At 56.2% G+C, this 20087-nt stretch carries 19 protein-coding genes and 4 pseudogenes; 15 read left to right on the top strand and 8 right to left on the bottom strand.

The features are described from left to right. Positions 1-8: 8 nt before the first annotated feature. The gene (locus AVI_RS26765; protein WP_015918389.1) at positions 9-944 is read left to right on the top strand and encodes a choline/ethanolamine kinase family protein; all 936 of its coding nucleotides are present in this window, start codon (positions 9-11) and stop codon (positions 942-944) included. 121 nt (positions 945-1065) lie between these two features. Here AVI_RS26765 and AVI_RS26760 read toward each other — a convergent pair. Further along, positions 1066-1233: pseudogene (locus AVI_RS26760) on the bottom strand (DDE-type integrase/transposase/recombinase); the annotation flags it as partial. Positions 1234-1270: 37 nt separating this feature from the next. On the opposite strand from AVI_RS26760, the pseudogene AVI_RS26755 reads away from it, so the two are divergent. After that, positions 1271-1552: pseudogene (locus AVI_RS26755) on the top strand (DDE-type integrase/transposase/recombinase); the annotation flags it as partial. Positions 1553-1594: 42 nt separating this feature from the next. Here AVI_RS26755 and AVI_RS26750 read toward each other — a convergent pair. Beyond that, positions 1595-2284, bottom strand: coding sequence for a GntR family transcriptional regulator (locus tag AVI_RS26750; protein WP_015918386.1), 690 nt, complete (start codon positions 2282-2284; stop codon positions 1595-1597). A 402-nt stretch (positions 2285-2686) separates the two neighbouring features. Between AVI_RS26750 and AVI_RS26745 the strand changes: the two genes are divergently transcribed. The 12 genes and pseudogenes from AVI_RS26745 to AVI_RS26690 all read left to right on the top strand — a co-directional run bounded on the left by AVI_RS26745 (position 2687) and on the right by AVI_RS26690 (position 14461). Continuing rightward, the gene (locus tag AVI_RS26745) at positions 2687-3397 is read left to right on the top strand and encodes a GntR family transcriptional regulator (protein ID WP_015918385.1); all 711 of its coding nucleotides are present in this window, start codon (positions 2687-2689) and stop codon (positions 3395-3397) included. Then, entirely contained in the window at positions 3394-4305 is a 912-nt protein-coding gene (locus AVI_RS26740; RefSeq protein WP_015918384.1) for a dihydrodipicolinate synthase family protein, read from the top strand. The genes AVI_RS26745 and AVI_RS26740 overlap by 4 nt, the downstream gene beginning before the upstream one ends. After that, a complete protein-coding gene (locus AVI_RS26735) occupies positions 4298-5815 on the top strand; it encodes an aldehyde dehydrogenase (protein ID WP_015918383.1) in 1518 nt (505 codons plus the stop codon). The genes AVI_RS26740 and AVI_RS26735 overlap by 8 nt, the downstream gene beginning before the upstream one ends. Next, positions 5812-7158, top strand: a complete 1347-nt coding sequence (locus tag AVI_RS26730; protein WP_015918382.1) for an NAD(P)/FAD-dependent oxidoreductase — start codon at positions 5812-5814, stop codon at positions 7156-7158. The genes AVI_RS26735 and AVI_RS26730 overlap by 4 nt, the downstream gene beginning before the upstream one ends. A 78-nt stretch (positions 7159-7236) precedes the next feature. Further along, positions 7237-8088, top strand: coding sequence for a glycine betaine ABC transporter substrate-binding protein (locus AVI_RS26725; RefSeq protein ID WP_015918381.1), 852 nt, complete (start codon positions 7237-7239; stop codon positions 8086-8088). Positions 8089-8179: 91 nt separating this feature from the next. Further along, entirely contained in the window at positions 8180-9271 is a 1092-nt protein-coding gene (locus AVI_RS26720; protein ID WP_015918380.1) for a quaternary amine ABC transporter ATP-binding protein, read from the top strand. Between the two features lie 10 nt (positions 9272-9281). Next, complete coding sequence (locus AVI_RS26715) at positions 9282-10130, top strand: ABC transporter permease (protein WP_015918379.1); 849 nt, start codon at positions 9282-9284, stop codon at positions 10128-10130. Continuing rightward, complete coding sequence (locus AVI_RS26710) at positions 10127-10984, top strand: ABC transporter permease (RefSeq protein ID WP_015918378.1); 858 nt, start codon at positions 10127-10129, stop codon at positions 10982-10984. The genes AVI_RS26715 and AVI_RS26710 overlap by 4 nt, the downstream gene beginning before the upstream one ends. A gap of 19 nt (positions 10985-11003) precedes the next feature. Further along, a complete protein-coding gene (locus AVI_RS26705; protein WP_015918377.1) occupies positions 11004-12002 on the top strand; it encodes a 4-hydroxyproline epimerase in 999 nt (332 codons plus the stop codon). A gap of 53 nt (positions 12003-12055) precedes the next feature. Continuing rightward, positions 12056-13054, top strand: coding sequence for a GlxA family transcriptional regulator (locus AVI_RS26700; protein WP_015918376.1), 999 nt, complete (start codon positions 12056-12058; stop codon positions 13052-13054). Between the two features lie 42 nt (positions 13055-13096). Continuing rightward, a pseudogene (locus AVI_RS30125) lies at positions 13097-13738 on the top strand (IS6 family transposase). A 339-nt stretch (positions 13739-14077) separates the two neighbouring features. Continuing rightward, positions 14078-14461: a BRA0787 family protein gene (locus tag AVI_RS26690; protein WP_015918375.1), complete on the top strand. Its 384-nt coding sequence runs from the start codon at positions 14078-14080 to the stop codon at positions 14459-14461. A 153-nt stretch (positions 14462-14614) separates the two neighbouring features. Here the strand turns inward: AVI_RS26690 and AVI_RS31930 are convergent. Continuing rightward, positions 14615-14725, bottom strand: a pseudogene (locus tag AVI_RS31930) (IS5/IS1182 family transposase); the annotation flags it as partial. On the opposite strand from AVI_RS31930, the gene AVI_RS26685 reads away from it, so the two are divergent. Then, entirely contained in the window at positions 14696-15049 is a 354-nt protein-coding gene (locus AVI_RS26685; protein ID WP_015918374.1) for an alpha/beta hydrolase family protein, read from the top strand. The pseudogene AVI_RS31930 and the gene AVI_RS26685 overlap by 30 nt on opposite strands. A gap of 218 nt (positions 15050-15267) precedes the next feature. Here AVI_RS26685 and ggt read toward each other — a convergent pair whose 3' ends face one another. The 5 genes from ggt to AVI_RS26660 form a co-directional block, all read right to left on the bottom strand. Next, positions 15268-16863 carry a gamma-glutamyltransferase gene (gene ggt, locus AVI_RS26680; RefSeq protein WP_015918373.1) on the bottom strand — a complete coding sequence of 532 codons (1596 nt, stop codon included), beginning with the start codon at positions 16861-16863 and terminating at the stop codon, positions 15268-15270. A gap of 41 nt (positions 16864-16904) precedes the next feature. Beyond that, positions 16905-17597, bottom strand: coding sequence for an ABC transporter permease (locus AVI_RS26675; protein WP_015918372.1), 693 nt, complete (start codon positions 17595-17597; stop codon positions 16905-16907). Then, positions 17594-18307 (bottom strand): ABC transporter permease, encoded by a 714-nt coding sequence (locus AVI_RS26670; RefSeq protein WP_041699734.1) that lies wholly within the window; start codon positions 18305-18307, stop codon positions 17594-17596. Before AVI_RS26670 ends, AVI_RS26675 begins: the two co-directional genes overlap by 4 nt. Positions 18308-18380: 73 nt before the next feature. Next, complete coding sequence (locus AVI_RS26665; protein ID WP_015918370.1) at positions 18381-19232, bottom strand: transporter substrate-binding domain-containing protein; 852 nt, start codon at positions 19230-19232, stop codon at positions 18381-18383. A gap of 91 nt (positions 19233-19323) precedes the next feature. Continuing rightward, positions 19324-19998 (bottom strand): GntR family transcriptional regulator, encoded by a 675-nt coding sequence (locus tag AVI_RS26660; protein ID WP_015918369.1) that lies wholly within the window; start codon positions 19996-19998, stop codon positions 19324-19326. Positions 19999-20087: the final 89 nt, after the last annotated feature.

The following is a 20087-nucleotide window of genomic DNA, read 5'->3' as shown; positions in this document are numbered from 1 at the left end:
GTGACATCATGAACGAAATTGGTATGGCAACCACCGAAGTTGAGCACGCCCTGGAGGTTGCGCTCACTCAGGTCGCAGGCTGGCAAGGCCGTAAACTGCGCTATAGAGCCGTTCTCGGCGGTATCAGTAACACCAATTTTCGCATTGAGGTGGAAGGAGATCCCCTCTCCTATTTCCTGAAAATACCTGGTCGCGGTACGGAAATGTTCATTGATCGCAAGGCGGCGGCAGCGGCCAGCAAGCAGGCTGAAACCATTGGCGTTGGACCACGCACATTCGATTATCTCGCCCATCTGGACATTGAAATTGCGGAATTCATCGATGGTCGCAGACCATCCACCCATCGCGACTTTGCCGATCCCCAGATCCGCCACAAAGCTGTTTCCCTCTATTGTGATTTTCATGCGGCGCCAGAACTGCCTCTGACCAAAACCGTCTTTGACATGATCGACGAGCACTATGCGCAGGTGGAAGAGCTGGGCGGTTACTGGCCCAGTGATCATGCATGGCTTCGTGATCAATATCGACAAGCGCGCATGGCGCTGGAGGCATCCGGCCTCGATCTCGTTCCCTGTTTCAATGATCCCATGCCGGGCAATTTCCTGATTGGCGAGAACAAGTCGATCAAGCTCATCGATTTCGAATATGCCTCCAACAATGAACGTCTTTATGATCTGGCGATCTGGAGTGGGGAAATGTTCTTTTCGGAATCCATCGATCGGGAAATCATCGAGGATTACTTCGGCCACTATGATACCGGCTATCATGCCCGCTTCATCGTGCTGAAGGCCTTGGCTGACATAAAGTGGAGCACCTGGGCCATGGTGCAGAACCGGATTTCAACGCTCGATTTCGATTTCTACAAATATGGAATCTGGAAACATATGCGCGCTCGCTCCATCATAAACGACCCTCGCTGGCCGTTGTTTCTAAAATCGCTATAAGGATCGATTGTCGATTTCCAATTTGGATTAATCAGAATTTGAGTTGGCATTAATCCTGCCCGGCTTCAGGTGCGGTTTGAAAGCGTGATCAATTTTAGCCATGGTCAGGCAGTGCTAACACTAGGTCATTGCCAAGAAAGCGATTGGCCGTTTTGGCAGTGCGGGTCGGCGACAGATAGAAATCGATCGTGTTTCGGAGCTTGTCGACAGCCCGGTAAAGATATGCCCGGCTGTTGCGAACCTTCACATAGGTTTTGTCAACGCGACAGCTTTTTGATTGCGGTGGGCGCTAGGTGTTTGTGAGAACGGACCTTGTTCCAGCCCCCTATGGCGCGGCAAAGCGCGACATCATGCCCGACGTCGAGCATCGCTCGCACAAAGGACTGAACAATCGGGCGGAGAATTCCCATCAACCGACCCGGCGACGAGAACGGATCATGAAGGGCTTCAAATCAGCGCGACATCTCCAGCGTTTTGTTTCAATTCATGACCCTGTCGCCAACCTTTTTCACATTCCACGCCACGAGATCTCATCAGACAATCATCGCGAACTGAGAACCCGAGCCATGCAGATGTGGAACGAAATCGCATGCCTGCAAACCGCATAAGCGAAAGCCGAGCGCAATATTTTTGACCCGTGTCGGTTAACTTTACGGTGCCAATTTAACAGGTAAATCCGCTGTCATGTTATCAGGCACAACATACAATTCCATGTTCTCTCGTGACAATTCCCAATGCTGGAAAACGAGATCAACCACAGCATTTTCATCATGGCTTTTAATGGATGCAATAAAGCCATCATGATGTTGGGTTGCCAACCGAAGACGCTGCTGCATGTCATCATTTCGTGGACGGAAGAAGGTTTGCCCTATACGGGCATGGTCCACGAGAAGACGTCTTAAGCTCGGTTGCAGGTAAACGTTACCGGACATTTCGCCCATGATGGCGTGGAATCTGTTATTCTCCAGAACCATTGCCAGGGTGTCAGCGTTGTGGCTAGCGGCACGAAATCGTTCCTGTGTGTCACTCAACTCGGACAGTTGCTTGGGTTTGAAATTTTGAACCGCCAGCCGACCGATGGCCGCGTATATCATCGGCGCAACGAGGAAGAAGTGTCTGAGTGTCGAATGGTTCAACGGAGCGACCCGAGCGCCTCTGTTTTCTCGAATGTCGATATAGCCTTCACCCGCAAGACGGCGGAAAATGTCACGCACAGGTGTGCGAGACAGTCCATATTTCTCGCTGATGCTGACTTCGTCCAGATCCTCGTCCGGATCGAGTTCCATCGTCAGAATTTGGCGTTTAAGATCGTCGTAGAGACTGCTCTTCCCGACTTTCATTTCACATCCTCGTCACACGGAAGGCCATTGCAATTCAATCGCTTTGCGACCATTCGGGAGATCAATCAGCGTCCGCCTGCCCGTGCCGACACGCCAACGCACGGACAGATCGCGGTGCAGGCAATGGCATAGCCTCCATGGTTCTGATTGGCAATGTTTAGGGTGCGGATACAAAGACATCGTTCGCGCTGAAACGGTTGCTTCGCATGGCTTTCGCATTGACGGCATCTCAGCAAATTATCCCCGTCACTCATGACAGCTTCTAGTTTGTATTCTTTTGTTTGAAAAAATTGTGTACTTATAAAATACAATACCGTTGACATAGCCCGGACGTCATGCAAATTTTGTTGTCATAAACCAACGGCGCCCCTTGGGCGGACAAGTTGATGACGGGGAACTGGAATGAAGGGTGGCAAAGGCGAGCTCTATGATGATCTCAAGCGCCAAATTCTGACGATGGAACTCGATCCGGACGAAGATCTGGACGAAGTATCGCTGAGTGAAAAATACGGCCTCTCGCGGACACCCGTCAGGGAAGTTTTCCGGCGTCTGGAAGGGGAAGGCTATGTCGATATCCGCGCCAACAAGGGTGCGCGAGTTATCCCGATGAACCATTCGACGCTGCGCCACTTCTTCCTTGTTGCACCGATGATCTACGCCGCCGTTGGGCGACTTGCGGTCCAGAACTTCAAGCCCGGACAGCTTTGCGACCTTCAGATCACCCAGGAACGGTTTCGCGAGGCGAGCATGGCGCAGGATGCTCTGGCCATGACGCTTTCGAACAACCGGTTTCACGCAATCATCGGCGAGATGTCGGGCAATGAATACCTTCAGCCAAGCCTTGGCAGGCTGCTGATCGATCACGGCCGTATCGGCCATACATTCTTTAGGCCGCGCAACGCAGACATGCATGAGCGGCTACAAAAATCAGTCGGACACCACGACGGCATTATCGCCGCGATCAGCGCGCGTGACGAAGATGCCGTCGTTGATCTCGTGTTTGAACACTGGGAATTGTCACGCGAGAACATGGAAATGTTCATCGCTCCCCAAGCGCTTAAGGCGGACGCATTGGTCGATACGCCAATGCAATCGATGGAGAAATCATCATGAAATTCGAAGGTATCTATACCCCGGCGGTGACACCGCTTGGGCCAGATGGGCAGATTGATCGTGAAGGCTTTGCCGCCGTCCTTGAATCGCTCATCGAAGCGAAGGTTCATGGTATCATTGTCGGCGGTTCAACGGGTGAATATTACGCCCAGAGCGCCCAAGAGCGCCTTGATCTTGCGGCCCATGCAAAAGATGTGATCGGAACCAGAATTCCGCTGATCATCGGCACGGGCGCAACCAGAACGGAAGATTCCGTGGCCTACGCCATTGCTGCCAAAGACATTGGTGCTGACGCCATCCTGGTGTCGTCTCCGCCCTATGCGCTGCCAACGGAGCGCGAGAACGCTGTTCATGCGCTGACGGTAGATCGCGCCGCCAACCTGCCGATCATGCTCTACAACTATCCAGCCCGTATGGGTGTGGTGATGGGAGATGAATATTTTTCCCGGGTTGGCAAATCCAAAAATGTCGTGGCGATCAAGGAAAGCTCTGGCGACATGGCCAACCTTCACCTTCTGGCCCGGAAGTTTCCTCATATCGGCCTGTCTTGTGGATGGGACGACCAGGCGCTCGAATTCTTCGCCTGGGGAGCAAAAAGCTGGGTCTGCGCTGGCTCGAACTTCCTGCCGCGCGAGCATGTCGCGCTTTATGAAGCCTGCGTTCTGGAGAAGAATTTCGACAAGGGCCGCGCGATCATGACCGCGATGCTGCCGCTGATGGATTTTCTCGAATGCGGTAAATTCGTTCAGTCGATCAAATATGGCTGTGAACTGATCGGCCTGAAGACCGGCTCGGTACGCGCACCGCTACGGCCGCTGAACGCCGAAGAAAAAAGAACCCTTGAGACCGTCGTCACGACTGTGAAGCGCACGGTTGCCCAGATCACCTCGGGAGCCAACAATGCATGAACCTTTGACCGTGGCCGAATACAAGGCCATCGCTGCCAGTCTTCAATTGCCGACCAACGCTTTCATCGACGGTGCGTTTCGTCCGGCAAAGTCCGGCAAGACCTTCACTTCGATCAATCCCGCAACTGGCGAGACCTTGGCGGAGATTGCCGCCTGTGATGTGAGCGATGTCGATGATGCGGTTGCCAAGGCGAGACAGGCGTTCGACGATGGCCGCTGGCGGCATCAAGCTCCCGGCGACCGGAAGGCCGCCCTGTTGAAACTAGCCAAGCTGATCGAGGAAAACCGCCACGAGCTGGCTGTCATGGAAAGTCTCGACAGCGGCAAACCGGTGCGCGAATGCCAGACAGTCGATGTGGCCGATACGATCCACACCATCCGCTTCCATGCCGAAGTCATCGACAAGCTATACGACAACACCAATCCGGTCGGGCCAAACGCGCTGGCAATGGTGGTACGCGAACCGATCGGCGTGGTCGGCTGCGTTCTCCCCTGGAATTTTCCGTTGCTGATGCTGGCCTGGAAGATCGGTCCGGCGCTGGCTTCGGGATGCTCCGTCATTGTCAAGCCAGCACAGGAAACCTCGCTCACCACGCTGCGGGTTGCCGAACTCGCGATTGAAGCAGGGATTCCGCCTGGCGTCTTCAACGTCGTCACCGGCGGCGGGAAGGAAGCGGGCGAGCCGATCGGTCTGCACATGGATGTCGACATGGTGGCCTTCACCGGATCGACAGCGACCGGGCGTCGCTTCCTGCGCTATGCGGCAGATTCCAACCTGAAGAAAGTGGTTCTCGAATGCGGCGGCAAAAACCCCGCCGTCGTTCTTGCCGATGCCGAAGACCTCGATCTGGTGGCCGAGCAGGTCGTTAACGGTGCGTTCTGGAACATGGGCGAAAACTGCTCCGCGACGTCCCGCCTGATTGTCGACAGAACGATCAAGGACGAATTGCTAGAGCGGATCGGTGCCTATCTGCGCGAATGGAAGACCGGCAATCCGCTCGATCCGGAAAACCGCATCGGGGCGCTCGTCAGCAAAACCCACTTTGAAAAAGTGAAATCGTTTCTCGATGATGCGAAAACAGAGAAGCTCTCTGTTGTCCATGGCGGGGCGACGCATGGCGGCATTTATATTGAGCCAACTGTTGTCGATGGGGTCACGCCCTCAAGCCGCCTGTTCAAGGAGGAGATTTTCGGACCGATCCTGTCGGTGACCGCCTTCGATACATTGGCCGAGGCCGTCGCGCTGGCCAATGACACCAATTACGGCCTTACCGCATCGGTCTATACCGGCAGCCTGCGTCAGGCGATCCGGTTGTCCCGTGACATTCGTGCCGGGCTCGTCACCGTCAACTGCTTTGGCGAAGGTGATGCCTCCACCCCGTTTGGTGGCTACAAGGAATCGGGCTTCGGTGGCCGCGACAAGTCAATCTTCGCGCATGACAATTATTGCGAACTGAAGACAATCTGGATCGATATTTCCGAGCGTTCCGTGGATGAGACAATCCGATGAACAAAATATCAGTCAAACGTTTGCCCGTTGAAAATGGTGTCTCCGGCTGGGAGGCGATCAGCACGCGTTCGTTTCCCCTCCGCAGCCTCGAAGGCAACGTGACTGCGGATTGGCTGATTGTCGGTGCGGGCTTTGCGGGTCTTTCCGCTGCCCGTCGTCTGCTACAGCTTCGACCAGACGACAAGATTGTCATTCTCGACGCAAGCGAAGTGGGAAAAGGCGGCTCGGGACGAAATTCCGGTTTCATGATCGATGTTCCTCACGACCTGTCGTCTGGCGAATATTCAAGTGGCAGTACCGACGATACCCGCATCGAAATGGCGCAGAACCGCACGGCGATTGCCTTTGCAACGCAAGCTGCGGCGGAATACGGAATGTCAAGCGAGACGTTCGATCCGTCCGGCAAGATCAATGCGGCGGCAACCGAGCGCGGCATGAAGCTAAATGAGGATTTTGGCAAATCCCTGCTGAATGCGGGCGAGAAGCACAGTTTCCTCGATGCGGCACAAATGCGGGAGATCACCGGAACCGATTTCTACCTCGGTGGCATTTACACGCCGGGGGCCGTGCTCATCCAGCCCGCCGACTATATCAGAAACTTCGCAGCCGGGCTTTGGCAGCAGGTCGATATCTTCGAGCGCTCGCCTGTCACGTCCCTGATGCGGGAAAGCGGCCTATGGACAGCGTCTTCACCACGGGGCAGTGTCTCTGCACCCAGGGTCATTCTGGGCGTCAACGGCCATATCAATGACTTCGGTCATTTCAACGGTCGCCTCATGCACTTCTTCGGATATGCCTCAATGACGGCTCCGTTCCCGGCAGAGGATTTCGGGCGCAAGGCAAGCGGGCATGATCGATGGGCTCTGTTGCCTGCCGATCCCATGGGAGCAACGGTTCGGAAAATCACATCGAACGGCCAGTCGCGCATCGCTTTGCGGACCAAGTGGACCTATGACTTCAGCCTGAAGCTGACGGATCAGCGTCTGCGAAAAATGGCTCGGGAACATCGGGTGTCGCTGGACAGGCGTTTTCCCGCATTGAAGGACCTGCCGTTCGAACACTGCTGGGCAGGCCGCATCTGCCTCACCCGCAACCATGTGCCGGCCTTCGGCGAGATCGAAGAAGGGCTGTACTCGGCTTGCTGCGAAAACGGTCTTGGCACGGTGAAAAGCACGCTGGCTGGCATGCTGACAGCGGAACTCGCCACCGGAAACACCTCGACACATCTTGAAGAATTCAACGATCACGCACAGCCGAGCAGGCTTCCACCGGAGCCTTTCACATGGCTCGGCGCCAACACCGTGATCAAATGGCAGGAATTGCGTGCAGGCCGCGAGGGATAAAACGTCGCCGCGCAATGGGAGACCGCGCTTAAGCGCGAGGCTTCAACGATAATGGGAACGTAAAACTAGGAGCGAAAAATGAAGTTTCTGTGGAAGGCACTTTGCGCGGCGGCGATGGTCGGAATGACCGCCCTGTCTGCACATGCGGAAGAAAAAACCGTCACCATCGGCACGATGTCTTGGGAAGACCTCACCCCGATCACCGGCATCACCAAGAAGGTGCTCGAAGATTCCGGCTACACCGTGAAAGTCGTACCCTTCTCTGAATGGGGCATCGCCTATGCCGCATTGAGCAAGGGCGATGTCCAGATTTTGGCGTCGCAAACCGATTATGTCGCGCAGGATTACTGGAACAAGAACAAGAAGCGTCTGGAAAAAATCTCGCCGGTCTCGCACGGCCTGTATCAGGCGATCGCTGTTCCGAAATACGTCCCCATCGACTCCGTCGAACAGTTGAACGAAAATGCCGACAAGTTCGGCGGCAAGATCATCGGCATCGAGCCTGGCTCGGGCCTGATGAAGGATGCGGCAAACGCCGTCAAGGACTACGGCCTCAAGCTTCAGCTCGTCGAGGGCAGCACGGCTGCGATGACGGCGGCTCTCAAGTCTGCATCCGACCGCAAGGAATGGATTGCCGTGACGATCTGGGAACCATCATGGATGGCACAGAAATACGACGTCAAATTCCTCAAGGACCCCAAGGGCGTGTTCCCGCCAGCCCAGAGCTACTACTGGATCGGGCAGAAGGGCTTCTCGGCTCAGAACCCGCATGCGCGTGAAGTGATTGCCAGCGTCTATGTGCCGCTTGCCGACATCGCCGCAATCAACAGTGCGGTTAACGACGGTAAGACCATGGATGAGGCCATCAAGAGCTGGACTGACAGCCATGCCGATCTCCTGAAGCGCTGGGAAAACATCAAGTCTGAATAAAATGAGAAGGCCGGGCTTTCGTGATGGCGGCGGCCCGGCCCTGACGTCCACAAAAGAGAATGCCGGTCAATACCGGCGCGCGGGGAACGCGATGACCACGTCAATGCATGATGCCAGTGAAGTCCTCATCGACTGCCAGTCTGTCTGGAAGATATTCGGAGCCCGGTCGAAAGCCGCCGTCGAGGCGGTCAAGACAAGGGGCCTCTCCAAGAAGCAGATCCTGACGGAATACGATTGCGTCGTTGGCGTCTCAGATGCCAGCCTTCAGGTTCGACGCGGCGAGATTTTCTGTATCATGGGGTTGTCGGGCAGCGGCAAATCGACCCTGATCCGTCTTCTGAACAGATTGATCGAACCGAGCCTTGGCACGATTCTGGTCAAAGGCAAGGATATCTCTGCCTTGAACGCCGCTCAGCTGCGCGACATACGCGCGCGCCATATCGGGATGGTCTTCCAGAGTGTGGCCTTGCTGCCAAACAGGACCGTGCTGGAGAATGCCGCTTTCGGACTCGAGGTCAGGGGCGTCGGTAAGGAAGAGCGATACAAGACTGCCCGTGCGGCGCTGGACAAGGTCGGCCTGTCGGACTGGACGGCGCGCTATCCCTCCGAGCTGTCGGGCGGCATGCAGCAACGCGTCGGTCTTGCCCGCGCTATTGCCGCCGACCCCGAGATCATTCTGATGGACGAGCCGTTCAGCGCGCTCGACCCGCTGATCCGTCGCCAGCTTCAGGACGAATTCCGGCAACTCACCAAGTCGCTTGGCAAATCCGCCGTGTTCATCACCCATGATCTGGAAGAAGCAATCCGCATCGGCGATCGCATCGCCATCATGAAGGACGGTGTTATCGTTCAGGTCGGCAATGCAGAAGAGATCGTTACGCAACCGGCAGACGATTATGTCGCCGAGTTCGTCGCCGGTATTTCCAGAGTTCATCTGGTCAAGGCGCATTCTGTTATGATCCCGGTTGAGGTTTATAAGCGTGATCATCCCGGCTCAGACATCGACACGCTTTTGTGCGCCACGCCGGAGGCGGATATTGGTGCGCTGATCGCCTTGACCATGCAGTCTGAACGCGATGCCGTGGCCATTGCCGAGGACGGCAACGTCATCGGCATTGTCACCACGCGCGGCCTGCTCTGCGGTGTCGCAGGCAGTCCGGCCCAGCCGACCGCAGCGGCATAGGGGGAATGTCATGGACACCTCCGTTATTACAGACAGCTTCGATGAACACATTGACGACACGCTCAACTGGATCAGCGATCATGCCTCATGGCTGTTTGATTCCATCAGAGCGGTGCTGGAAGGCACCTATGGCGGCGTTCTCTGGCTGTTTCAGCTTGCGCCATTCTATGTGGTTGCCTTGATTGCAGCCCTTCTCGGATGGCGGTTGATCAACAGCAAGGCCGGTCTTTTGATCGGTGTCGCCATGCTGGGCTGCACAGTCATGGGCCTTTGGGCCGAAACCATGAGCACTTTGGCGTTGGTCATCACAGCCACCTTCATGGCGCTGGTGATCGGCATTCCCGTTGGTATCGTGGCGGGTTTCGTCCAAGCCTTCGACAAGATTGTCGAGCCGGTGCTCGATCTCATCCAGACACTGCCACCTTATATCTACCTGCTGCCAACCATTGCACTGATGGGATATGGACCTGCCACGGCCCTTCTTGCCACGGTCATTGTCGCCATGCCACCGGCGATCCGGCTGACATCTCTCGGCATCCGCAGAACGCCCAATGATTTTATTGAACTGGGACAGGCCAACGGCCTGACGTCCTGGCAGATGTTCGTCAAGATCAGACTGCCATTCGCGATACCGAGCGTCATGGCCGGGATTAACCAGAGCCTGATGATGGCGTTCGGCATGGTGGTGATCGCTGGCATCGTCGGTTCTGGCGGGCTTGGTGAAACCATCTATAGCGCCGTCAGAACGCTGAATATCGCAACGTCGATCAACGCCGCAATTGCCATTGTCATTCTCACCATGGTGCTTGATCGACTGACACAAAGCGCGGCGAACCGTAACACGGGAGTAAAATCATGACTCCAGAAACAGTTTGGTTTTCGCCGGGTGCCTATCTCGCTCCCGCCGTCGATTGGTTGAACGCGAATTTCCATCCCTTCTTCAACACTGTGACAAAAATCATTGAAGCCGTTCTTGGAAGTATCGAAACCATCCTTCTCTTTCTGCCTTTCTATGCCGTCATTCTGATCACCGTTGCTCTGGCTGCCGTCTTCGTCACTCTTCGTGTTGCGGTAACAAGTGCGTTTGCCTTGTCATTCTGCTTCCTGTCGGGTCTATGGGAAGCGTCGATGCAGACTCTGGCTCTGGTGACGGTGTCGGTTTGTATCTCCGTGCTGATTGCCTTTCCGCTTGGCATTCTGGCGTCCCGGCATCGACGGGTCGAGACGATCATTCGCCCTTTGCTCGACATCATGCAGACGGTGCCACCTTGGGTCTATCTGATCCCCGCCGTGATGATTTTCAGCCTCGGGCGGGTCCCGGCGATCATCGCGACGATCGTCTACGGCATACCACCGATGTTGCGGCTCACGACGCTGGCGTTCAATCAGGTGCCCAAAGACTTGCTGGAACTTGGTCAGGCGACCGGTGCGTCGCCGCGCGCCATCCTGTTCAAGATTGAAATTCCTGCGGCAACGCCCACGCTGCTCGTAGGGTTGAATCAGTGCATTCTTCTGTCGCTGGCCATCGTTGTTCTGGCCGGTCTTGTCGGGGCTGGCGGCTTGGGAGCCGAGGTCACACGCGGACTGACCCGCATGGAAATGGGTCTCGGCCTGCGGGCAGGATTGGCGATCGTCGCGGTGGCGATTTTCCTCGATCGACTGTCACGCGGCGCATTGCAGCGAGGCCGGGCACCTGGCGCAGCCAGCACCTGACACTTGATAAGGAACGATCATGCGGCACAGCTTCTTTTGTATCGACAGCCATACATGCGGCAATCCTGTCCGCCTCGTTGCCGGGGGCGGACCGCTTCTGCCGCATTTGCCAATCGCTGAGCGTCGGGAACTGTTTGTCCGGGACCATGACTGGGTGCGAAAAGCCCTGATGTTCGAACCGCGCGGCCATGACGTCATGTCCGGTGCGATCATTTATCCGGCCTACCGCGACGACTGCGATTTCGCAGTCATTTTCATCGAGGTCAGCGGATGCCTGCCGATGTGCGGAGCCGGTACGATTGGCTTGGTGACAGCCGGTATCGAGGAAGGCCTCATCACGCCTAGGGTCGAAGGACAGCTTTCCATCGAAACTCCGGCTGGTCGGGTGGATATACACTATGAAAAGCCTGGCGCATTCGTGGAATCCGTTCGTATGTTCAACGTGCCGAGCTATCTCCACGCAGCAGATGTCGAGGTTGATATTCCCGGCATCGGGCGTCTTATTGTCGATATTTCCTATGGCGGCAATTATTATGCCGTGGTGGAGCCGCAGGCATCATGGTCGGGGCTCGACGGCATGTCCGGCAGTGACATCGTAGACCTCAGCGTGAAGCTGCGAGACGCATTGGCAGACATCTGCGATCCCCAGCATCCGGATGATGAGCGGATTCGAGGCGTTCATCACGCTCTCTGGTGCGATAAGCCGACAAGCAATGCAGCAGACGGGCGTGGAGCCGTATTCTACGGCGACAAGGCCATCGATCGCTCCCCGGGCGGGACCGGCACTTCGGCAAGAATGGCCCAGCTTTACGGCAAGGGTCGATTGAAGGTGGGTGAGGCGTTTCGCCAGGAAAGTATCATCGGCACTGTTTTCGAAGGACGGGTCGAGGAAGAGGTCGTTGTCGGCACCTTGAAAGGGATCAGGCCGAGCGTTGGGGGATGGGCACGGATCATTGGTCACAACACGATCTTCGTGGACGATCGAGATCCTCTGGCTCACGGCTTCCAGATCAAATAAAGTAGGGCTTACAGGCACCTCGCGATACATGCCTGCCCCGATTGGAGTTTAGAATGACGCCCTCCGATACCAACGCCCCGGTCGACCGCCTGAAAATCGGCTTCGTGCTCGCGAGATCATTCACACTTTCGGCCTTCGCATTGTTCGTGGACACGCTGCGCCTCGCCAGCGATGAATTCGATCGTTCAGGGCGGGTGCTGGCCGACTGGGACGTGCTCGGCAGCACGCGGCACCTGATCACCTCCAGCTGTGGCGTTCAGGTTGCACCGACTTCAGACCTGGTGGAAGATCCAAGCCAGTTTCAATTCATCGTCGTCGTCGGCGGGTTGCTGAACAACGAACAGCCAATCGACCGGGAAACGGCTGCGTTTTTGAAGAAGGCTGCCGCAAAAAACGTCAAGCTGATCGGTGTCTGCACCGGTTCTTTCATCCTGGCCGAACTTGGCTTGATGAAAAGCCATCGCACATGCGTAAGCTGGCTGCATTATAACGCATTTCGGGAGCGTTTCCCCGATCTTCAGGTTCGCTCCGACCGTATTTTCAATCTCGACAGAACACGGGGCTCGTGTGTGGGCGGGAGTAGCGCTGCGGACATGGCGGCGTTGATCGTCCGCCGTCACATCAGCAAGGATGCCGAAAGAAATGCTCTCGAGGTTCTTCACATCGAGAAAGCCCGGTCAGCTCTTGCCATTCAAACACGCAAACCGCTGTCCATCGAGTGCAACGATCCCAGGATCAGAGCGACGCTCATTATGATGGAGCAGCATATCGAGGGTAATCTACCGATCCAGGATCTGGCCGCAGCGGTTGGCCTATCCAGAAGACAACTTGAACGTCTCTTTATCAGCGAAACCAAGAGCTCTCCGGCAATGATCTACAGAAGAGTGCGATTGGAGCGCGCAAAACATCTTCTTGTCCAGTCCAAAGCACCTTTGGTCGAAATTGCGCTTGAGGTCGGGTTCGGAAATGCGTCGCACTTCGCCAAGGTCTTTGCTCAGACGTTCGGCCAATCGCCAACTGGCTTAAGAACAGCAATCCGAGCTACTCTCTGATCGGCATCCTCAACTTAACGAAAAACAGCAATCCGACGGGCGATGATAGCCGGTGATCCCGTATATCGCCGCCATCACTTTCCCGCTGAAATCATTGCTCACGCCGTTTGGCTCTATTTCCGGTTTCCTCTCAGCCTTCGGATGGTTGAGGACTTGCTGGCGGCTCGTGGGATCATTGTCTCCCATCAAACAGTCCGGCTGTGAGCGGAGAAATTTGGGCGAACTTTCGCCAATGTTTTGATCCGTGACAAGACGCATTGACTGTGGCGCGCTGTGGATCAGGACGGTTTCGTCTTGGAGGTTCTTGTGCAAAGCCGCCGAAATGCCAAGGCGGCCAGGCATCTGATGCGCAAACTGTTGAAGGGCCAGGGTCGCGCACCGCAGGTGATGATCACCGATAAGCTGCGATCTCACGACGCGGCAAAGCGGGAGATCATGCCCGGTGTTGAGCATCGTTCCCACAAAGGGTTGAACAATCGAGCGAAGAATTCTCACCAACCAGTCCGCCGACGAGACCGGATCATGAAGCGCTTCAAATCACCGCGACGTCTGAAACGTTTCGTCTCCATCCATGACCACATTGCCAACCTGTTCCACATCCCGAGCCACGATATCCCGTCTAGCCATCGCCGCGTACTGCGCACAGCGGCAATAAACCTATGGACGACAATCGCCCGAGCGTGATCGACGAAATAGGCCGGCGCCCTGGTCCTCAGTCAGTGCCGTTACGTTTACGATGCCCGTCACGCCGTTAAATACCGCTAAAAATGTCAGGGCGATGCCACCCCGTGGGAAGCTGCAGAACAGTTTTCCTGGAGAAGAAACCGAATACATACGTGCTATATCAATAACTTACCTGACAAAATCGGGCGCCAGTGCATCAGTCGTCAATTATCGCTTTATCACGCGACTGTTACACTATAAAATTCATCGTGTATTCGGTTCGGGACACAGAAGCTTTCGCATTTTCCTTATATCCGGCCGATTAGAAGGAACTGGCTTAATCCACGAGAGGAGACAGACATGACGAATGCCTTGCCGCCACTTTACAACGGACATGCGCCGATCACCCTTCAGCAACTGTTCCGCGAAGCGCTTTACGCCTTTGAAGAATGGGACACAGGACTGACAGAACCGCTCGTCACTTTTGAGGGTCGGATCACCCCTATCAGCCTCGTCTTTGAAGCAATGCGCGAATGCAATGACATAGTGCCAATGAACATTTCAATTGCGATCACCCAACGACTAACCAAGCCGTGGGAAGGCGAAGGGCCGCTTGATCAGATGAGTTTCTCGACCGCCGCTCGCATCATGCGGGTCCTAGTACGTAAACGCCTTCTGGCCGATGGCGCTGCTGAGATTGTCACCGTTTCGAAGCTGACGGCCGAACGTATACCGTCAGAATGATATCTGCGGGATCGCGTATAAACGGCGCGATCCCGCGCTCTAAGCTAAACGCCGTGACACCAATTTTATTGGGCTTTGTCGCAAAATTTTTGGATGGTTTGCCGCTTTGATGATCATGAGGTGGATGCCGTCTTGAGAAAGCAGACAGGGAGAACCCTCGCTCTGGCGCAACCGCAATCCGAATACCATGCCCAGCATCAGCGTGGTTCGATCGCTACGAATGTTCTGGCCATTATGCTTCATGGCGTTGGCTCCAACGGCGCCGACTTTGCACCGCTTGCCAATTCCTGGAAGGCTTCATTGCCCAGTGCCGTTTTTGTTTCTCCCACTGCACCCGCCCCTTCCAGCGTCGGCTCGGGTTATCAATGGTTCAGCGTCGCTGGTGTCACCGAAGATAATCGCAGCGCGCGAATTGCGGATGCGAGGCGATCGTTCGATCAGGTGATTTCCTTGATCGTCGAAGGGAACGGATTTACCGACAAGCTCGACCGCGTTGCTTTGGTCGGTTTCTCGGGCCGCCTTGCCTCGCTGCTTCCGCTTCAACCGGCTCTGGAAACGCACATCCTGTTGATACACGGGATGTGCTGACCCGGTGATCCCGGCAACGGAAAGCAGCAAGACCGCAGCCATTCTTCAGTCCCTCGGTCTCAAGGTCGAAACGCTCACACTCCCTGGCATGCCTCACACGATTTCCGCCAACGGTGCTCCTCAGGCCGGCCGCTTCCTGGCTGATGTCCTTGTGACATAGGAAGGCAGCCAAGGGCGGTGTATACTGTTTTACCTGTTCCGGTCAGAGACTGTGATCTTCAATAGCCGAGAGCAATCCCGTCCTTGCGGGATTCGGAGGCACCTGTCAGCGTACCATTTTCCCAATCAATCCTGATAATCTGAGCGCCACCGATCGGATCTTCCGCTGGCACGATCTCGAAGCCGCGACGTCTCAACAGGGCAATGGTCTCTGCAGGTACTGTATGCTCGGCCTCGACACGCGGCACCTTGCCGCCGACGGGAATGAGGCGTGGCAAATCGATGGCGTCCTGAAGGTCCATGCCATAGTCGATAACCTTGGAAATCAGATGCGCATGGCCCATGGCCTGATAATAGCCGCCCATGACCCCAAAGGATATTTCCGTACGGCCTGCCCGTGTCACCATGCCCGGAATGATCGTGTGCAGCGGACGCTTTCCCGGTGCGATCATGTTCGGATGGTCACGCTTCAGGGAGAAGCTCTGACCGCGATTGTGCAGGACGACACCAGATTGCGGGGCGACAATGCCTGAGCCGAAGCAGTCGAAGATGGAGTTGATGAAACTGACAGCGTTGCGCTCAGAGTCGATCACCGAAATATAGACCGTGTCGCGATGGAGAGGCATCTCAAAGTCCGGCAGATTGGTCAGCGCGCGGGTGAGATCGATCATGCCGGCGAGGTGTGTGGCGAATTCCTCGGAGAGCATGTCTTCAACGGGAACGCTGGCCTTCTCTGGATCCGCGAGCCAGGCGTCGCGGGCGGCATAGGCAAGGCGCGTGGCCTCAATCTCCAGATGTAGGCGGTCTGCTGAACTTGGATCGTCCTGGGTGTCGAACCGCGAGAGAATATTGAGAATGAGCAGAGCGATAATGCCCTGCCCGTTTGGGGGGCATTCATGGATTGTATGGTCGCGAAATGTCGTGGTGACCGGCACCACATACTCTCCCTTGGCCTCAGCAAAATCCTCAAGGGTATGAAGGCCGCCGAGGGCGCGAAGCCGATCAACCATGTCTTCCGCAACCGCCCCCTTGTAAAAGCCATCTCGGCCTTCAGCGGCGATCCGGCGCAGGGTTGCCGCCAATCGAGGTTGATGGTGGACTTCGCCGATTTGCGGCGCACGGCCGTTGGGAAGAAAGATCTCCGACGCGGCCGGGTCATCGTTGAGCAGCTTCTCTTCCCGTACCCAATCACGATACACCCTTGGTGTGATGGCGTAACCGTTCTCGGCATAGCGGATCGCAGGTTGCAGGATCTGCTCAAACGGAAGGCGGCCATGGTCGGCGTGCAGCCGCGTCCACGCGTCGATTGCGCCGGGTATGGTAACGGCAGACGGCGATTGGCGCGGCACTTCGGCAAGCCCTCGCTCTTCAAACCAGTCCACCGTCAGGGCAGCGGGCGTGCGGCCCGAACCGTTATAGGCAATGACCTGATCACCACCCTTTGGCGCGTAGAGCGCGAAACAATCGCCACCGATGCCGGTGGAACCCGGCTCCACAACGCATTGCACAGCACAGGCAGCAATGGCAGCGTCCATGGCATTACCGCCTGCTTGCAGGATATTGATGGCAGCGAGCGTTGCATAAGGGTGAGACGTTGCTGCCATGGCGTCAGTCGACACCGCCACTGAGCGCGTTGGCTTTTCGAAATTGCGCATGTCTTTTAAGTCTCCTCGTCTGAAAATTCGAATAAATCGCGTCAGCTGCGGGTCCGATACAGTGTCAGTCTGGCTTCGAGCGTGGTGAGCGCCCGCACGATGATGAAATTGAGCAGCAGATAGATCGCCCCTGCGGCCATGAAGACCTCAATGGCGCGATAGCTTTGGGAAATAAGCCCCTGCGCTATGCCAGTCACCTCCATCAATGTGATAATTGACGCCAGCGACGTGCCCTTGACCATCAGAATGATCTCGTTGCCATAGGCCGGGATGGCCTGGCGCAGAGCCAGCGGCAGGATGATGAAGCGCAGGTTGGCAAGCCGCGACATCCCGAGCGCGGAGGCGGCCTCAATCAGCCCTCTGGGCACATTGCGGATCGCACCGCGCAGAATTTCGCTGCCATAGGCTGCGGTGTTCAGGGTGAGCGCCAATATCGCGCACCAATAGGGTTCACGGAACAGCCACCAAAGGCCGGCCGCCTGCAACGAAGGGCGGAACTGTCCAAGGCCATAGTAAATCAAAAAGATCTGGACGAGCAGCGGCGTGCCCCGAAAAACCGCGACGAAGGTGCGAACTGGCCAGACAACCCACCGCCGTTCGCCCTGTTGCACAAGGGCCAGCACGAGGGCAAGAACAAAGCCACAGACGATCGAGGTGCCAGCGAGCGTCAAGGTCAGAGGCAGCCCCGACAGCAGTTTTGGAATGATCTCAAAGAAAAACCCAAAATCGATCATGAGTGCAGGATCCCCCGCGAAGTTCTCACTTCAGCACTGCGGAAGAAACGGCCCGTTACGCCCGCCATCACAAAATAGAGGCATGCGGCGGCCAGATAAAAAAGGAAGGGCTCGCGGGTTGAGCCAGCACCGATCTGCGACTGGCGCATCAATTCCACAAGACCAACCACCGAAATCAGAGCGGAATCCTTCAGGACGAGCTGCCAGACATTGCTAAGACCAGGAATTGCGTGCCGCAGCAACTGTGGCAGAATAACCAACAAAAGCATCTGGCTGCGGGAGAGGTCGAGCGCCTTGGCGGCATCAAATTGCCCCCGCTCGACGGCAAGATAAGCGCCACGGTAGACCTCAGCCTGATAGGCACCCGAAATCATGCCGATTGCCACGACACCCGTTGCCAACGCGGGCAGCCCTACAAATGAGTTGGCACCGAAAAAATGCGCAACTGTCGTCAGGGCAACGCTACCGCCATAGTAAAACAGATAGATGGTCAGCAGATCGGGTACGCCGCGAAAGACGGTGGCGTAGGCAGAGGCAATCACGCGAGGGATACGGGCCGATGATAAGCGACCGGCTGCCGCCAGACTGCCAAAACACGCGCCGAGCATAAAACCCAGAACGGACAACAACAAAGTCAGAGCGGCAGCACCAATCAGTGCCGGACCCCAGCCACCTTCCGCGAACCCGAGCAGATGCAGTTTTTCAAGCATATGGGCGAAACCCTCTCGCAGTTCACGCGGCCAGTGCAACCAAGGCCCTGGCCGCATGCGGTCCGCACCTCTGTTACTTGACCGGTGTCACGTCGGTTTTCACCCATTTTTCGGAGAGACGTTTGATGGTCCCGTCGGCAATAGCCGAGGAGATTGCGGTGTTCAGCATCTCCTTGAGCTTGGTGTCCTGCTTGCGCAATCCCGCACCGGTTCCAAGGCCGAAGACGCCGCCCACGAAGCCGGGGCCTGCAATGGTATAGTCTGCGAATTCTGGCTTTGCGAGTGTCGCGGCCAGTGCCGTCTGCTGGGCGAAGATCGCATCAATGCGACCAGCTGCCAAGTCGAGGTCATGCTGCTCTGTGGTTTTGTACTCGCGGATTTCTACGGTATCGGCAAAATACTTACGCAGAAAATCGAGATTTGTCGTTGCGGCCTGAACGCCAACAACTTTGCCCTTCAGGAGGGATTTCAACTTGTCGATCGCCGCTTTCGAGGGGGCCTCATCCTCAAGTTTGAATTTTTCTGTCGAGATGCCGAGCTTGCCAACCGCGCTATCCTTGGGAACAGCAAAACCCGAAGGATCCACCGCATAAGGCTGGGTAAAATCGATCGTCTCAAGACGCTTTGGCGTGATGAACATGCTCGCCATAATGACATCGAACTTGCCAACCGTCAGCGACGGAATAAGACCGTCCCAATCCTGAGCAACGATGGTGCATTTGACCTTCATGCGTGCGCAGAGGTCATTGGCGAGTTCGATTTCAAGGCCATCGAGCTTGCCGTCGGACGTCGTAAAGTTCCAGGGAGCATAGGCTCCTTCGGTTGCAATCTTGATCTCGGTCGGCGCGTCTTGCGCCATGGTGACTGAGCCCGATATCAGTGTCGTGAAGGCGACCGCCAACGCGGCCATGCGACGAAACGTCATGACTTTTCCTCTTTTTTGAGCCGTTTTTACGGCGGTTCCCCATCCTTGCCGGATGTTGCCTCCGGCTTCGGACATAGTGACCGATCAGCGTTCAGCGCCGAGCGGGACTTGCGTAGTCGGCCAGCAATGATGCTGTTTCGACAATATGTTCCTGCATTACGGCCTCTGCTCGGCGGGCATCACCGGATCTCAGGGCCTCAATCAGCGTATCGTGCTCCTGACGGGCCGATAGTGGCTTATCAACATAGTCGAACCAGATCCGCATATAGGGTTCTATCACCACATGCAGCGCCGTGATCTGCCGGATGAGCTTCGGGCGGCCACTTAGCCCATAGATAAAAGCGTGGAACTCCTGATGCCGCAAAACCCAGTCGCTGCTTCCGCTTCCGCCTGCGCGCTCCATCAGGGTCAACAAGCGCTCAAGCTCTTCGAAGGTCTCGGCATTCATGCGCGGCATTGCGATGCGCACGGCAAGACCTTCCAAAACAGAGCGAATTTCGAATGCCTCTTGAAGTTCAGCGAGTGTCAGACCCGCCACCACACAGCCGCGATTGGGGCGAAGTGTCACCAGCCCATCGGAGGCAAGTCGCCGAAATGCCTCCCGCACCGGCATGCGGCTCATACCGATTTCCGCAGCAATCTCCTCGGCGATCAGGCGGTCACCCGGCTTATAGCGACCACGGCGCAATGCCTGTTGCATATGCAGATAGGCCTCTTCCTCAGCTGTTGAGGCCTGCATTGCGATGGAGGATTGAACGACGGGCATTTTGGCTCACTGGATTTTTGTATCCAATTATCCAATCATTGCTGTTTCCTCCCGTCAAGGGCTTTTGATTGCTGCCCTGGAAACAGCAG

The sequence above is a fragment of the Allorhizobium ampelinum S4 genome, from assembly GCF_000016285.1.
In the GTDB taxonomy this organism is placed as follows: domain Bacteria; phylum Pseudomonadota; class Alphaproteobacteria; order Rhizobiales; family Rhizobiaceae; genus Allorhizobium; species Allorhizobium ampelinum.
The sequence above is the reverse complement of the archived record's forward strand: the minus strand, read 5'-3'. Positions and strand labels throughout refer to the sequence as shown.